The sequence below is a fragment of the Hymenobacter busanensis genome (assembly GCF_008727865.1).
Taxonomy (GTDB): Bacteria; Bacteroidota; Bacteroidia; order Cytophagales; family Hymenobacteraceae; genus Solirubrum; species Solirubrum busanense.
In genome coordinates this window covers 646,869-662,250 of the sequence record NZ_VTWU01000003.1, presented here as the reverse complement: position 1 = coordinate 662,250, position 15,382 = coordinate 646,869, and the positions used below count along the sequence as shown (strand labels likewise).

The 15,382-nt window shown below is 64.8% G+C and carries 10 protein-coding genes; 6 read left to right on the top strand and 4 right to left on the bottom strand.

The features are described from left to right. Window positions 1-7: 7 nt before the first annotated feature. A complete protein-coding gene (locus F0P96_RS10805; protein WP_151078871.1) occupies window positions 8-448 on the bottom strand; it encodes a hypothetical protein in 441 nt (146 codons plus the stop codon). A 179-nt stretch (window positions 449-627) separates the two neighbouring features. On the opposite strand from F0P96_RS10805, the gene F0P96_RS10800 reads away from it, so the two are divergent. The 3 genes from F0P96_RS10800 to F0P96_RS10790 all read left to right on the top strand — a co-directional run bounded on the left by F0P96_RS10800 (window position 628) and on the right by F0P96_RS10790 (window position 6,668). Further along, the gene (locus tag F0P96_RS10800) at window positions 628-4,497 is read left to right on the top strand and encodes a PAS domain-containing protein (RefSeq protein ID WP_151078870.1); all 3,870 of its coding nucleotides are present in this window, start codon (window positions 628-630) and stop codon (window positions 4,495-4,497) included. 30 nt (window positions 4,498-4,527) lie between these two features. After that, a complete protein-coding gene (locus F0P96_RS10795; protein WP_151078869.1) occupies window positions 4,528-5,673 on the top strand; it encodes a methionine aminotransferase in 1,146 nt (381 codons plus the stop codon). A gap of 191 nt (window positions 5,674-5,864) precedes the next feature. After that, window positions 5,865-6,668 carry an amidohydrolase gene (locus tag F0P96_RS10790; protein ID WP_151078868.1) on the top strand — a complete coding sequence of 268 codons (804 nt, stop codon included), beginning with the start codon at window positions 5,865-5,867 and terminating at the stop codon, window positions 6,666-6,668. A gap of 53 nt (window positions 6,669-6,721) precedes the next feature. Here the strand turns inward: F0P96_RS10790 and F0P96_RS10785 are convergent, their stop codons facing one another. Then, window positions 6,722-8,998, bottom strand: a complete 2,277-nt coding sequence (locus F0P96_RS10785) for a T9SS type A sorting domain-containing protein (RefSeq protein ID WP_151078867.1) — start codon at window positions 8,996-8,998, stop codon at window positions 6,722-6,724. A gap of 137 nt (window positions 8,999-9,135) precedes the next feature. Here F0P96_RS10785 and F0P96_RS10780 point away from each other — a divergent pair, with 137 nt between their 5' ends. Then, window positions 9,136-10,437 carry a UDP-N-acetylmuramoyl-tripeptide--D-alanyl-D-alanine ligase gene (locus tag F0P96_RS10780; protein ID WP_151078866.1) on the top strand — a complete coding sequence of 434 codons (1,302 nt, stop codon included), beginning with the start codon at window positions 9,136-9,138 and terminating at the stop codon, window positions 10,435-10,437. 83 nt (window positions 10,438-10,520) lie between these two features. On the opposite strand, the gene rfbC is transcribed toward F0P96_RS10780, so the two are convergent. Together rfbC and F0P96_RS10770 are read right to left on the bottom strand one after the other, a co-directional pair. Continuing rightward, on the bottom strand, window positions 10,521-11,066 hold the full coding sequence (gene rfbC, locus F0P96_RS10775; RefSeq protein WP_151078865.1) for a dTDP-4-dehydrorhamnose 3,5-epimerase: 546 nt from the start codon (window positions 11,064-11,066) through the stop codon (window positions 10,521-10,523). Between the two features lie 58 nt (window positions 11,067-11,124). Continuing rightward, window positions 11,125-12,267 (bottom strand): glycosyltransferase family 4 protein, encoded by a 1,143-nt coding sequence (locus tag F0P96_RS10770; protein WP_151078864.1) that lies wholly within the window; start codon window positions 12,265-12,267, stop codon window positions 11,125-11,127. A gap of 474 nt (window positions 12,268-12,741) precedes the next feature. Here F0P96_RS10770 and F0P96_RS10765 point away from each other — a divergent pair, with 474 nt between their 5' ends. Beyond that, a complete protein-coding gene (locus tag F0P96_RS10765; RefSeq protein ID WP_151078863.1) occupies window positions 12,742-13,647 on the top strand; it encodes a GNAT family N-acetyltransferase in 906 nt (301 codons plus the stop codon). Between the two features lie 128 nt (window positions 13,648-13,775). After that, window positions 13,776-15,161: a GTPase HflX gene (gene hflX, locus F0P96_RS10760; protein WP_151078862.1), complete on the top strand. Its 1,386-nt coding sequence runs from the start codon at window positions 13,776-13,778 to the stop codon at window positions 15,159-15,161. The last annotated feature ends 221 nt before the right edge of the window (window positions 15,162-15,382 follow it).

The following is a 15,382-nucleotide window of genomic DNA, read 5'->3' as shown; positions in this document are numbered from 1 at the left end:
CAAAAGGTTATACCCCGGCCGGCTGGGCAGTCGGCGGCACAGCCAAAGGTGTGCTCAGCAGCCATTCGCTGGCCGTTTCCACGTCGGGAAACAAGCGCAGTTCAAACTGGTCGCCAATGCGTTGGTGCAGGTCGGCCAACGACACCTGCGCGAAAATGCCCGGCGACAATACCTGGGCAAAATAGCGCAGGCCCGCGCCCAGTATCTGCGGCGTCCACTCCTGAGCAATCCACTCGTTGGCCTCGGAAAACGAGCCAATCAAGTCGGTGTGGTCGTTGAGCAGGCGCGGACAAGGTTCGTCGTGCAGCATCTGCACATACGCCAAGCCGCCCTGCTGAACGGTTTCCAGGGTTTGCAGGCCTTGCCAGCGGGCATACACCCACTGCCGTTCCCGGTCGCGCTCCACGCTCAGAAAAACCGAACCATCGGGACGTACGAAATCCAACATAAGCGAAGCAGTAGCAGGCGCGGTACAAGCCCTGCACCTGCCATATACTGCCATCGTCTTAAATAGTTACCATATATTTCCTGCGTGCCGCTTGGTTTCTGCCTGGCAACTCAAATGCCAGGCCCCGGCTGGTTACCTTTGGTGGGTGCCCGCCGGATACGCCCCGGCTGCTTGCGTTCATGCCCGCTTCGTTTCCCAATCCCGACTTTGAGCTCGTCTTCAACGCCCTCGTGGTGCCCCACGTCGTGCTCAGCCCGGCGTTGGTAATCGAGGCCGTAAACGACGCGTTTTGCGAAACCATGGGCCGCCCCGCCGCCGAGTGGATCGGCCAGCCGCTGGAGGAAGCATTTCCGCCCAACCCCGACGGCCTGCGCGTGGCCCCGTGGCAGCGCAGCATCGAGGAAGCCGTGCGCCAGCGGCGCCCCCAAACGGTGGCGCCGCAGCGCTACGATGTGCAGCGCCCCGACGGCCGCTACGGCGTGCGTTACTGGAAGGGCCTCGTGCGGCCGCTGTTTACGCCCGCCGGCGACCTGCGCCACCTGCTGGTGCGGGCCGAAGACGTGACGCGCCTCGTGCAGACCGAGCAACAGGGCGCGCTCAACCGCGAATCGTTTCAACTGCTGGCCCGCGCCACCCACGACGTGGTGTGGGAGCTGGACGTGGCGACCGGGCGCGTGTGGTACAACGACACCTTTGAACAGCAGTTCGGCTTCGCGGCCCCCAACGACACCGACACGCTCGACTTCTGGCGCCAGCAGCTGCACCCCGACGATGCCGCGCAGGTGCAGGCCCATTTCGACGAGGCGATGCACGGTACGGCCGAGGTGATGCGCCTCGAGTACCGCCTGCGCCGCGCCGACGGCTCGTGGGCCGAGGTAAACAACCGCGCCTACATTGTGCGCGACGACGAGGGCCAGCCGCTGCGCCTGCTGGGGGCTATGCAGGACGTAACGGCCCAGCGCACCGCCGAGCGGGCCCTGCGCCAGAGCGAAACCAGCTTCCGACTGCTCACCGAGCGCGTGCCCCAAATGATTTGGACGGCCGACGAAACCGGTGCTGTCGATTACACCAACGCGGGCTGGCGGCACTTCACCGGCCGCAGCGAAGCCGACAGCTTCGGCATAGGCTGGCTGAACGCCGTGCACCCCGACGACCACACTTCTACCCTGGCGCGCTGGGCGCAGTGCCAGCTCACGGGCGAAAACCCCGAGTTCATTTACCGCCTCTACCACGCCGCCAGCCAAGAGTACCGCTGGTGCATGGTGCGCGCCACCGCCCAGCGCAACGAGCAGGGCCAGATAGTGCGGTGGGTGGGCTCTATCACCGACATCCACGACCAGCAGACCCAGCGCGACCAGCAGCGCGAGCAGGACCGCCGCCTGCTGCGGCAGCTCGACCAGCTGCCCCTGCACTTGGTGGTGCTGCACGGCCCCGAACACGTGGTGGAATACGCCTCAGCGCTGGCCCGGCAGTTCCTCACCGACGACTCGCTGGGCCAGCCCGCCCGCCAGGCCCACCCCAGCCCCGGCCCCCACCTGCTGGCGCTGTTCGGCGAGGTGTACCGCACCGGCCAGCCGCGCCACCTCGAAGGAATACGCGCCCGGCCTCTTCACGCCGCTCCCGATGCCGCGCCGCGCCAACTCGACCTGTCGCTCCACCCCCTGCGCGACGCCGACGGGGTAATTACCGGCGTGCTGATGTCGGGGCTCGACGTAACCGACCAGCTGCTGAACCAACGCACGGCCGTGGCCGCCGTGGCCGAAACCCAGCGCCAGCAGGAGCAATTCCGGTTTCTCACCGAGTTTATTCCCCAGCTGGTGTGGACGGCCGATGCCGCCGGTCAGCCCGACTATTTCAACCAGCGCTGGACCGACTACACCGGCTACCAGCCCGAGCCGCACCCGGCTGCCGACATATGGCACCACGTGGTGCACCCCGACGACTGGCCGCGCTGGGAGCAGCGCTGGAGCCGGTCGTTGGCCACCGGCGAGTATTTCACCCTCGAATACCGGCTTCGCTCGCGCCACGGAGCCTACCGCTGGTTTCTGGGCCAGGCCCTGCCACTGCGCGACGCGGGCGGGCAAGTGGTTAAGTGGTTTGCTACCGACACCGACATCGACGACTCTAAGCGCACCCAGCAGCGCCTGGTGCAGAAAGACCGGGAGCTACAGCAGATTCTGGGGCAGGTGCCGGCGCACTTGTGCACGCTGCTCGGCCCCGAGCACATTTGCGGCTTTGCCACCCCCGGCTTGCTCGATTTGTTTGGCGGCCGCCTGCGGGTAGGCTGGCCCATTGCCGAAACCGTAACCGAGTTGCGGCAGCAAGGCGTGCTGGAGTTGCTGAACGAAGTGTTTCGCACCGGCCAAACGGCCCTGCGCGAAGAATATCCCCTCGATGTGCTTACCCCGGCTGGCACCACTGCCCGGCACTACCTCAACTTCACGCTGCAGGCCCTGCGCGACGAGCGGCAGCAGGTGCAGGGGCTGCTGGTGTTTGCCGTGGATGTAACCGACAAAGTGCGTGCCCGCCAGCAGGCCGAAAGCTTGGAAACCGAGGTATACCGGCGCGACGAGCAGTTCCGCACCATGGTGGAAGCCTCGCCCTACATCGTGTTCATCACCCACCCCGACGGGCGGCCCGAGTACCGCTCGCCGCAGTGGTACGAGTACATCGGCCAGCCCGCCGACGTGATGCCGGCGCAGGAGCGCACCGATATTCTCCACCCCGACGACCTGCCAAGCAGCCGCGCCGCATTTCAGGAAGCCCAGCGCCAGCGGGTGCCCTGGCAAGGCGAGGTACGCCTGCGCCGCCACGACGGCGAATACCGCTGGCACCTGTCGCGGGCGGTGCCGGCTTTCGAGCCCAATGGGGAAGTGCACCGCTGGTACGGCGTGACCGTGGACATTCACGAGCAACGGGAGCTACAGGAACAGCTGCAGCGCCGCGAGGCCGAATTTCGCCTGCTGGCCGAAAGCATTCCGCAGTTGGTGTGGGTTATCGACGCCGAATCGCGCCCCAGCTACTTCAACCAGCGCTGGCTCGACTACATCGGCTACGGGCTGGGAGACTTCCGCCACGAAATGGACTACAGCCTGATCGTGCACCCCGACGACCTGATGCCCTGCCTGGAGCTGTTTCGCGAAGCCATGCTGGCCGGCACCACCTGCCGCGTGGAGTACCGCCTGCGCGAGCGGAGCACTGGCCTCTACCGCTGGTTTATTGGGCAGGCGGTACCGCTGCACAACGCGCAGGGTGCGGTGGTACAGTGGTTCGGCACCTGCACCGACATTCACGAGCAAAAGGAACTGGCCACCGCCCTGGCCGAGCAGAATACCGAGCTGCGCCGCATCAACCAAGACCTCGACGGCTTTGTGTACACGGCTTCGCACGACCTTAAGCAGCCCATCAACAACATGGCAGGCATCTTCCACGAGCTGACCCGCTCGGCCCAGTTCCGCGACCCCGACGCCACCAAGCTCACGGCCATGTTTGAGCGCGCCCTGCAGCAGATTCACGGCACCATCAACGACCTCACGGAACTGGTGCAGGTGCAGAAAGCGCGGCAGCAGGTACCGCCCGAAGCCGTGGACTTGCCGCAGCTCGTGGCCGAAGTGCTCGACAGCATTCGGGAACAGCTGACGGCTGCCGGCGCCGAAGTGTCCGCCGATTTCAGCGCCGCGCCGACGGTGCAGTTTGTGCGGCCCAACCTGCAGAGCGTGCTTTTCAACCTGCTCAGCAACGCCGTGCGCTACGCCGATCCGCAGCGCCCGCCCCGCATCCGCCTCTGGACCGAGCACCTCGACGGCCATACCATCCTGAGCGTGCAAGACAACGGCCTGGGCATCGACTTGGAGCGCTTTGGTCCGCAGCTGTTTCAGATGTTCCGCCGCTTCCACCCCCACGTGGAAGGCTCGGGCATGGGGCTGTATTTGGTGCACCGCATCGTGCAAAGCCACGGCGGGCACCTGGAGGTGCACAGCCGCGTGGGCGAAGGCACCACGTTCCGCATCCGGTTTGCGGCCGCGTCGGCGCATCATTTGCTGTTTTAACTTCCCGCTTCTCCTCATCATTTCTCGCCAATGCTGACCTCCAAGCTGCCCGACGTGGGCACCAGCATTTTCTCCGTCATGACGCAGCTGGCGACCGAGCACGGCGCCATTAACCTAGCCCAGGGCTTCCCCGATTTCAACCCACCCACGGCCCTTACCGAGGCCCTGGCCCACCACGCGCACGGCCCGCAGCATCAGTACGCGCCCATGCCCGGCCTGCCGCAACTGCGCGAGCGAATAGCCGCCAAAACCGCCCGCGTCTACGGCGTGCCCGCGCCCGACCCGGTTACCGACATTACCATTACCAGCGGCGCTACCGAAGCGCTGTATGCCGTGCTGGCCGCCGTGGTGCAGCCCGGCGACGAAGTGCTGGTGCTGGAGCCCGCCTACGACCTCTACGGCCCGGCCATTCGGCTGCAGGGCGGCCGGCCGGTGTACGTTCCGCTCACGGCTCCTTCGTTTCAACCCGACTGGCAGCGGATAGCGGCGGCCATCACGCCGCGCACCCGGCTGGTGATGGTGAATACGCCGCACAACCCCAGCGGCGCCGTTTTTTCCGACGACGACTGGCAGCAGCTGGCCGCTATTCTGGCGCCCACGCACGCCCTGCTGCTCTCCGACGAAGTGTACGAGCACATGACGTTTGACGGGCAGCCGCACCGCTCGGCGCTGCAGTACCCACAGTTGCGCGAGCGGGCGTTTGTGCTGTCATCGTTCGGCAAAACGTACCACGCCACGGGCTGGAAAGTGGGCTACTGCGTGGCCCCGCCGGCCTTGAGCGCCGAAGTGCGCCGTGTGCACCAATTTGTAACCTTCAGCGTGAGCACCCTGGCCCAGCTGGCCATTGCCGACGTTATCGACGAAGCCGCGCACTACGAGGAGCTGCCGGCTTTCATGCAAGCCAAGCGCGACCTGTTTGGCGAGTTGTTGCGCGGTTCGCGCTTCGAGCTGCTGCCCACCGCCGGCTCCTATTTTCAGCTGGCCCGCTACCACCGCATTGCGCCCGGCCTCGATGACGCGGCCTTTGCCCGCCGCCTCACCACCGAAACCGGCGTGGCCGTGGTGCCCGTGTCGGCGTTCTACCACGACCACACCGACCACGGCCTGATTCGCTTCTGCTTTGCCAAGCAGGATGCTACCCTGCGTGCGGCGGCCGAACGCTTGCTTCAGGTATAACCCTGCGTCCGCGTCGCTTCATCTGCTGCTTCCCAGTGCCCACAAGCCCGCACCTGGGCCCCAAGCTAGCCGGTAGTGCTGCTCCCTGTAATGGAGCAGAAGGAACTTCAGGCACTTGACTTTTCTAAAGCAATTGGGTTTATTCAGGAAAAACTTTCTTTCTTGCCAATCTGCTTTTTCCCTTTTTTACCGTGTCCGACCTCACTGTTTCGTTTGTGCAGGCTGCTTTGCAGTGGCATGAGCCCGATGCCAACCGTGCGGAATTGGCCCGTTTCGTCAGCGAAATTTCCATTCCCACCGATTTGGTGGTACTGCCCGAAATGTTTCCTACCGGCTTCAGCATGCAGGCCGCCGAGCATGCCGAACCGGCCGACGGCCCAACCCTGGCCTGGATGCGTGACCTAGCCGCCAAGCGCGACGCCGTGATTACCGGCAGTGCCATGGTACACGAAGACGGCCATTTCTACAACCGCCTGCTGTGGGTGCGCCCCAATGGCTCGTACAGCCACTACGACAAGCGCCACCTGTTCCGCATGGCCGGGGAACACGAGGTATACACGCCGGGGCAGCGCCGCCTCATCGAAGAATGGCGCGGTTGGCGCATCTGCCCGCTTATCTGTTACGACCTGCGCTTCCCCGTGTGGAGCCGCAACGACATGCACGCGCCCTACGACCTGTTGCTGTACGTAGCCAACTGGCCCGCCGTGCGCCGCACCGCCTGGATGACGCTGCTGCGGGCCCGTGCCATGGAAAACCTGGCCTACACCATGGGCGTCAACTGCGTGGGCATCGATGCCAGCAGCCAGATGTACGAAGGCGACTCGGCCCTGCTCGACATGAAGGGCGAGTATCTGGTGGAGGTGGGCAACCAGGAAACCAGCATCACGCGCACCCTGCGCCGCGCCGACCTGGTGGCCTACCGCAGCCGTTTCCCGGCCCTGCAAGACGCCGACGCGTTTGAATTGGGCGAAGGAGTAGGTGAGCTGTTGAGCTGAAGCAAGCAATAAAAGCGGGGACGGAAGGCCGTGGCTTTCCGTCCCCGCTTTTTCTATTCTACCACCAGGCGTTGCATGCCAATGCTGCCGTCGGTGGCGCTGGTGACGCGCACCACGTACACGCCGGCCGACAGGCCGCTCAGGTCGAGTTGGTGGCGGCGTTGGGCCGTGGTGGTTTCGCGCACGCGGCGGCCGGTGAGGTCCAGCACCGTGAGGCGAGTGGGTACACCGGTTTCCACGGTGGCGGTGGCACGGGCCGGGTTCGGGTATACTTGCAGGGCCCACGTAGCATTGGCCGCGGCCTTGGTCGACAGTACCCGGTTGCGGGTACCGAACACGTTCATGCCGCCCGTTTGCAGGCCCACGAACATTTCCGGGGCGCCGTCGCCGTTCACGTCGGCCAGGGTCAGGCCGTGAATGAGTCCGTAATTGTTGGCCAACCGGGAATTTTCTTCTTGCCCTGTAATGGGGTTATAGAACACGTCGGTGCGTACCAGGAAGGGGCCGGTTTGCGCCCGAAAGTTGCTGAAGAGCTGCACCGTCCCCACGTCGTCGATGGTCATCAGGTCCAATTGCCCGTCGCCGTCCACATCGGCCACGGCCGGGGCCAGCTTGCTGGGTAGGGTGTTGTTGCTACGCCGGAGCAGGCCGTAGTCGTTGTTGGCCAGCTGAAACGACGTTTCCAGCTGCTGGCCCGGCAAGCGGCGGTAGTAGCGCAACGATCCGCCGGGGTTGGGGTCTTCGGTGCCCATCAGCAAATCCACGTACCCGTCGCCGTCCACATCCACAAAGCACGGCACATCGTCGCGCCCCGACCAGTTGTATTGCAGGTCGATGTAGTTGAATTGGGCGGTATTGAAATTGACTGGGGCCCCGGCGGCGGCCGTGTTCAGGTGGTAGTAGAGGTTGGTGGCCTGGTCCTTGTCGGCGGTGTAGGCTAAGTCCAGCACGCCGTCGCGGTTGAGGTCGGTAACTACCGGGTGCAGGTTGTGGTAGCTGCGGGCGGCCAGGCCGAGGTAGTCGCTGTTTACCAGGCGAAACGCGGGCCGCGTGGCCGTGCCAATGTTTTGGTAGTAAGCCAGAGCGGCCCGGTAGGTTTGGTAAGCGCCGACGGTGGTAGTTTGCTCGGCGTAATTACCCACCAGCATGTCCAGCCGCCCGTCGCCGTTCACGTCGATAAAGGCAGGAAAGGCTCCTTCGCCCAGGTCAATCATTTGCTGCTGCAGAAAGCCGCTGGGGCTGGCCGTGAAGGCGGGAGCCGCCGCCGTGCCGGTCGCCGTAAACAGCAGGCTGTTGTTGCGCAGTTGCGCCATGTCGAGGTTGTTGATCAGCGCCGGGGCCACCACAATGTCGTTCTTGCCGTCGAAGTTGGTATCGACGGAAGAAGCCCCGGGAAAATTGGGCATCGTGATGGTGCCCAGCCCGGCCGGAATATTGCGCAGCAAGCTAGTGGGCGTAGTAGCAGCCAGCTGCCGCGTGCCGGTGTTGCGGAAAGCCACAAATTCGGTGCAGCCGTCGCGGCCGAGCAGCAAATCCAGGTCTTGGTCGCCGTCGAGGTCCTGCAGCAGCATGGCATAGCCGCCGGTGTGGTTGGGGCGCGGCACGCCGTTGCGGCACTGGTCGCCGCCCACGGCGTAGGAACCGCAGGCGGAAATGCACGAGGTAATATCGGCCCAGTTGGTAGTGGCTAGCTCAAACTCCAGCCCGCCGCAGCTGGCGCTGATGTTGCGGTAGTATTCGATCCTGAGGCCAGCTGAAAACTCAAACGACACAATGTCCAGCTGCCCGTCGCCGTCCACGTCCTGCACCGCGGGCACGTCGTACACGTTCAGGTGTACCGTGCTGATAACGGTGGGCGTAAGACGGTAGCGGGGCTGAGTGGGCGCGGTTTGAAACGCGGGCGGCCCGCTGGTGCTGATGTTGCGAAACACGCGCACGTCGCCGGTACTGGTGCGGGTAAACAGATCGGGGCGACCGTCGCAGTCGTAGTCGCGCAGCAGCATCCAGCCCACGGCGCCGGTCGGAAACAGGCTTTCGTAGCTTGGCGAGTAGAGCCAGCGGCGCCCCCCGCCGGGCGCCGGCGCGTTCAGGTACGTGGTTATGCGGCTGGTGGTGCGGTCGAACCCCACGAGGTCCTGCTGCCCGTCGCCGTTCAGATCGAGGTTGGAATACGAGGGGCTGTTCTGACCGCCGGCCCAGGCCTGCCGCAGGGTATCGGTGCCCACTAGCACCGGAATGGCATTGGGCTTGGGTTCGAAACTGAACCGGTTTTGGGCCGAAGCCGCCACGGGCACAGCCAGGCCCAGCAGTAACAGAAAACGTCTAAACATGTGCAACGGGTGGGTAAGCACGTGGGTGGTATAGAAGGCGGACTGTTTTGCGGTGGCCGAAAAAGCCCGAATTTGCGCCCCGGCCACGCGCTGAGCACGGCCGAATTTGCTTTCCCAAGTTACGTCAAACCCGCCGTATGTCGTTGCCCTACCTCCCCGAACTCTACGCCCGATTCCGGCAGTGCGGCGCCGTGAGCACCGATTCGCGCCAGCCCCAGCAGGACACGCTCTTCGTGGCGCTCAACGGCCCCTCGTTCCGCGGCGCGGCCTTCGCCCCGCAGGCCCTGGCCCAGGGCGCCCGGTTCGCCGTCGTCGACGATGCTGCCGTGGCAGCCCAGGACCCCGCCCGTTACGTGCTGGTGCCCGATACCCTGGAGGCGCTGCAGCAGCTGGCCCTCTACCACCGTCGCCAGCTGACGATGCCCGTAGTGGCCATTACGGGCTCCAACGGCAAAACCACCACCAAGGAGTTGGTGCACGCCGTACTCGGCCGCCGCTACCGCGTGCAGTACACCCGCGGCAACCTCAACAACCACATCGGCGTGCCGCTCACGCTGCTCTCCATCGACAGCGCACAGCACGACCTAGCGGTGGTGGAAATGGGCGCCAACCACCAAGGCGAAATTGCGTTGCTGTGCCGGTTGGCCGAGCCCACCCACGGCCTCATCACTAACATCGGCAAGGCCCACCTCGAAGGCTTTGGCGGGGTGGAAGGCGTAGCCAAAGGCAAGGGCGAAATGCTGCAGTACTTGGCCGCCAGTGGCGGCACTGCCTTTGTGAATACCGCCGACACCCGCATTCCGGCCCTGGCCGCAGCGGTGGCGCAGCGCATCAGCTACCCCAACCCCGGCGACACCTACCCCGCCACGCTGCTGGCCGCCACGCCCCACGTGAGCCTGGAGCTATTCGACGGCACGCCGGTGCAGGCGCGCATCACCGGCGCCTACAACTTCCTGAACCTCGCCGCCGCCGCCGCCGTGGGCGCGCATTTCGAGGTGCCCGCGGAAGATATTGCAGCGGGCCTAGCTGGCTACGACCCCGTCAACAACCGCTCACAGCTGGTGCGCACGGCCCACAACGAAGTGGTGCTCGATGCTTACAACGCCAATCCGTCGTCGATGGCGGCGGCCATTGCCAGCCTCGCCGCCCGCCCCGGCGACAACGCCCGGAAAGCCGTGCTGCTTGCCGATATGTTTGAGCTGGGCAACGAAAGCACCGCCGAACACCACGCCCTCGGCGACCTGCTTGCCCGCCAGCACTTCGGCACGGTGCTGCTCATCGGCCCCGAAATGCAGCGCGCCCAGCGGCCCGGTTTTCACCATTTCGCCACCAAGGCCCAGGCGGCGGCGTGGCTGCGCGAGCATCCGCTGCGCGACCAGCAAGTGCTGGTGAAAGGCTCCCGCGGCATGAGCCTCGAAACGCTGATGGAGCTGCTTTAAGACCAATGTGCTAATGTGGGGGAATGTGCTGATGAGAACGTCCCATTAGCACATCAGCACATTCCCCCACATTAGCACATTAATTAAAACGGCGAGTCTAAATCGGCCAGCCGGGGCAGGATATCATCCTTGGCCGACACGTTCGGGGCCGTGATGCCCCAATCGATGCCCAGGGCGGGGTCGTTCCAGTGCAGGCCGCCCTCGGAGGCGGGGTGGTAGTAGTTGCTGCACTTGTAGAGAAACACGTTGTTGTCTTCGAGGGCCAGAAAACCGTGGGCAAACCCTACGGGCACGTAGAGCAAGTTGAACCGCTCGGCGTCGAGAATGACCTTGAGGTGCTGCCCGTAGGTGGGCGAGTTGCGCCGGATGTCCACAATCACGTCGAGGGAGCGGCCGTTGGCCACGCGCACCAGCTTGGCCTGGGCGTAGGGTGGCCGCTGGAAGTGCAGGCCGCGCAACACGCCTTTGCTCGAAATGGAGTGGTTGTCCTGAATCCAGTTTTCGTCGATGCCGGCTTCTTCTACGAAGCGCTGGGCATTGAAAGGCTCGAAAAATGCGCCGCGGGCATCGGAGAATATCCGCGGAAACACTTCGACCACACCGGCAAGGGCATGTTTTTTAACTTCCATGAGGGAGTAGGTTGAGACTCGGAGGTAAGGCGAGGGTACGGCTTCGAAGAGCAGCAAGTTAGGCGGTTTGGCGCGTTGCCGACCGCTGCTGGCCAATTTCGGCGACTGTGCGCAGGTATTTCTGCAGCACCAGTTGCTCGTCGAATTTTTCTACCGCCAACTGGCGCGAGGCCTGGCCCATACGGCGCAGCTCGTCGTCGGAGAGGCGCACCAGTTGCAGCAGCTTGGCGGCGAGGTCGTCGGCGGAGCGCACCTGGCATAGGTAGCCATTCTGACCATTCTGCACGGTTTCGCGGCAGCCGGGCACGTCGGTCGTCACCAGCGGTTTGCCGAGGGCGGCGGCTTCGAGCAGGGTTTTGGGCGTGCCTTCGCGGTACGAGGGCAGCACCACCGCGTCGACGGCGCGAATGTGGGCCGGCACGTCGTCGGAGGTGCCGAGGTATTCCACGTTTCCTTCGCGCAGCCACTCGTCGAACACGGCGCGCTTCACGCCCACCCCGCCCGATTCGTCGATGCCGCCGAGCAGCTGAAAGCGGGTGCCGGGCACCTGGGCGCGCACTTGTTTGGCGGCCTCAAAGTATTCCTGCACGCCTTTTTCGTAGAGCACGCGGGCAATCATGAGAAACACGAAGGGCGTGTGGCGCACGGGCGCGGCGGGGTCGGGGCGGAAGGTGGTGGTGTCGATGCCGGAGCCAGGCACGAGGGCGGTTATGGCCTCGCGCACGAGGCCGTGCTGCAGAAACAGCTGCCGGTCGTCGTCGTTCTGGAAAAACACGCGGTACGGGAAGCGGAAGGCTAGGCGGTAGAGGCCCAGCACCACCCGGCTCACGAGGTTCTGCACGATGAAGGCCGTGCCCAGACCCGACACGTTGTTGACGGTGGGTACCCCGGCCAGCTTGGCGGCCAGCGTGCCGTAGATATTCGGCTTTATGGTGTATTGCAGCACCACATCGGGTCGCTCACGGCGGAAGATGTCGTAGAAACGCTTGGTGAGCAGGGCGTCCTTCACGGGGTTGGTGCCCTTGTTTTCCATCTCAATGGGCACGTAGCGGCAGCCCAGCTCGGTTTCGAGGCGTTGCGAGTAGGCATCGGGCGGGGCAATGGCCAACACCTCGTGGCCGGCACCTTGCAGGGCGCGCACGAGGTTGCGGCGGAAATTCCAGATGTTCCAGCTGGTGTTGATGACGATGGCGACGCGCATAAAAAAAACGGCGCGGGAGAGGCAGCGCCGGCCGGCAAAGGTAACGCCGAAACGCGGCCGGGGTTGGGCTCTTTTTCGGTTTGGGTACGCGACGCGCGGTTGGGCTCCCGAAGGTCGGTTGAGCACTGCAAAGCTCAGTTGGGCATAGCAAGCCCCGGTTGGGCACTGCAAGGCGCGGCTAAGCATGGCGAAGCCTCGCGCACGGCCGACGAAGCGTCGGTTAGGCATGGCAACGCCGCGCCCATGGCCGACAACACCCCAGTCGAGCACGGTGAAGCGGTGGGCACGCCTTGCGAAGCTCCCGCCAGGCCAGGTGAAGCGTCAGGTTCGGCCTGCAATGCGGCGCGCATGCCCGCCGACGCACCGGTTGGGCCCGGCAACGCCCGGTTGGGCCCGCGCAGTGCGGGTTGGGCCGGCCAAAGCACGACGCCGGGCCGCCCGCGCGCCGGCCCCGTTGTGTACCTTCGCCCCGCTATGACCTCCGACGCGCCCGCCTCCCCCACCCCGCAGCTCGAAAGCGCCCGGCTGCTGCTCATTCCCTGCACCGACGCCCACTTTGAGGCCGCGCTGCACCACCACCATACCTTGGCCGCGCTGCTGGGCGTGGCCGCCGCCGCCGACTGGCCCGGCAGCCCCGAAGCCACCGAAGTGCTGGCACCCAGCCGCGCCTATTTGCGCGCCAACCCCGCCGCCCAAGGCTGGTGGATGTACCTGCTTATTCACAAGGCCAGCCAGCAGCTCATCGGCTTGGGCGGCTTCAAAGGCGCGCCCACGGCGGCGGGCGTAGTCGAAATTGGCTACAGCCTGGCGCCAGCCTTCCGGGGGCAGGGCCTGGCCACCGAAGCCGCGCAGGCCCTCGTCGATTTTGCCTTCCGCCACCCCGAGGTGCAGCTGGTGCAGGCCCACACCCTGCCCGAGCACAACGCCTCGGGCCGCATTCTGCAGAAGCTCGGCCTGCTGCACCGGGGCGCGGTCATCGACCCCGACGACGGCGAAGTGTGGCGCTGGGAGCTGCCCCGCCCAGCCAGCCCCGCGCCGCCCGCCAGCTTGCTGAGCGCGGCCCTGCTGCTGACGGCGGCTACCGTGCTTGGCAGCTGCGGCAGCGCCGACAACGCTGAAAACGACCGCGCCGCTGCGCCGGGGGCCGCGGCCACCGAGCTGCCGGGCAAGGCGCTGTTTCTGGAGAACTGCGCCCTCTGCCACGGAGCCAACGGCAAGCTCGGCGTCAATGGCGCACACGACCTGACCAAAAGCAACCTCAACCAGATGGGCCGCACGTATATGGTGACCAACGGCCTGGGCAAGATGCCCGCCTTCAAAGACCAGCTCACGCCCGAGCAAATCGAGCAGGTGGTGGCCTACTCGCTCACGTTGAAATAGCCCGCTGGGCGCGCTGAAGCGGGCTAAATAAGCCGCCGGAGCAAGAAAAAACCGCTGCCCCGATGGCCCCGTTCGGCCGTTTCACCGTTTAGCCCGTTGATTTCTTACTTCCCCGCCCTTCTTCTCTCATGGCCAAAAAACCCGCCTCCAAAGGCCGTCCCCAAACCAACAGCACCCGCCACCCCGGCGCCGTCGACGGCGTGAAGGGCCGGGTGGGGCGCATTCTCACCCGCGCCGCCCGCGACGGCGCCTACGAAACCGCGCCCGAGCAGGAAACCGCCGTGCTGGTGGCCGTGCCCGACAAACGCCAGGACGACGCCCTCACCACCGAATACCTCGACGAGCTGGCTTTCCTGACCGAAACGGCCGGCACCCTGCCCATCAAGCGCTTTATCCAGAAGCTCGAAAAGCCCGACATCCGCACCTACGTGGGCTCGGGCAAGCTGGAGGAAATTCGCGCCTGGGTGCAGCACCACAACGTCAGCTCGGTTATTTTCGACGACGACCTCTCGCCCTCGCAGCTGCGCAACCTGGAGAAAGAGCTGCAGGTGAAAATCCTCGACCGCACCCTGCTCATCATCGACATCTTCGCCCTGCGCGCCAAGTCGGCCACGGCCCGCACGCAGGTAGAGCTGGCCCAGTACCAGTACCTGCTGCCCCGCCTCACCGGCCTCTGGACTCACTTAGACAAGCAGCGCGGCGGCGTGGGCATGCGCGGCCCCGGCGAGCGGGAAATTGAAACCGACCGCCGCGTGGTGCGCGACCGGATAGCCTTGCTCAAGGAGCAGCTCAAGGATTTCGACAAGCAGAACGCCACCCAGCGCAAGGCCCGCACCGGCATGGTGCGCCTGGCCCTGGTGGGCTACACCAACGTGGGCAAAAGCACGCTCATGAACCTGCTGAGCCGCGCCGACGTGTTTGCCGAAAACAAGCTTTTCGCCACCGTCGACTCTACGGTGCGCAAGGTGGTGCTCGACACCGTGCCCTTCCTGCTGTCCGACACCGTCGGGTTCATTCGCAAACTGCCCACGCGCCTTATCGAGAGCTTCAAGAGCACCCTCGACGAAATCCGGGAGGCCGATTTGCTGCTGCACGTCGTCGACATCTCGCACCCCTCGTTTGAGGATCAGATTCAGGTCGTCAACGACACGCTCAAGGACATTGGCGCCGCCGACAAGCCGGTTATCCTCGTCTTCAACAAAATCGACCAGTACCAGACCGACGTCGACCCCGCCGCGCACCTGCACGACGTGGAGCCCGACCGCGAAGAGGACATCATTCACACCGACGAAGTGGTAATTCGGCCCACGCTGGAGCAATTGCAGGCCAGCTACATGGCCCGCCTGCACGACCCGGTCATCTTTATTTCGGCTCAGGAGCGGCAGAACATCGACGAGCTGCGCGACATGCTGGCCCGCCGGGTGCGCGCCCTCTACGCGCAGCAGTACCCCGGCCACGCCGGCTACGCCGACCCAAACGCCTACGCCACAAACGACGCGCCAACCGAAGCATAGCAACATAGCGCTATTCGGTGCGCCTTCGGCCTAACTGATTTGCCATCAGCGAGGTCGGAGGCGCATTTTTTTTGCGGCTTTTTGCCAGAAAAAATATTTTTCAAAAAGCCCAAACATTTTGAATCCCTGCATACGTAGCAGGCAAAAGTTTGTCAAAGCCGCAAGAATATCAGGCTTTTGTAGTACATTTCACAACGTTCCCCTTTTCCACCACCAAACCA

Bases quoted from the DNA above. Each gene is read 5' to 3' on its own strand.
- rfbC (WP_151078865.1), bottom strand. From the start codon at position 11,066: ATGGAAGTTAAAAAACATGCCCTTGCCGGTGTGGTCGAAGTGTTTCCG.
- F0P96_RS10785 (WP_151078867.1), bottom strand. From the start codon at position 8,998: ATGTTTAGACGTTTTCTGTTACTGCTGGGCCTGGCTGTGCCCGTGGCG.
- F0P96_RS10805 (WP_151078871.1), bottom strand. From the start codon at position 448: ATGTTGGATTTCGTACGTCCCGATGGTTCGGTTTTTCTGAGCGTGGAG.
- F0P96_RS10765 (WP_151078863.1), top strand. From the start codon at position 12,742: ATGACCTCCGACGCGCCCGCCTCCCCCACCCCGCAGCTCGAAAGCGCC.
- F0P96_RS10800 (WP_151078870.1), top strand. From the start codon at position 628: ATGCCCGCTTCGTTTCCCAATCCCGACTTTGAGCTCGTCTTCAACGCC.
- F0P96_RS10780 (WP_151078866.1), top strand. From the start codon at position 9,136: ATGTCGTTGCCCTACCTCCCCGAACTCTACGCCCGATTCCGGCAGTGC.
- F0P96_RS10770 (WP_151078864.1), bottom strand. From the start codon at position 12,267: ATGCGCGTCGCCATCGTCATCAACACCAGCTGGAACATCTGGAATTTC.
- F0P96_RS10795 (WP_151078869.1), top strand. From the start codon at position 4,528: ATGCTGACCTCCAAGCTGCCCGACGTGGGCACCAGCATTTTCTCCGTC.
- hflX (WP_151078862.1), top strand. From the start codon at position 13,776: ATGGCCAAAAAACCCGCCTCCAAAGGCCGTCCCCAAACCAACAGCACC.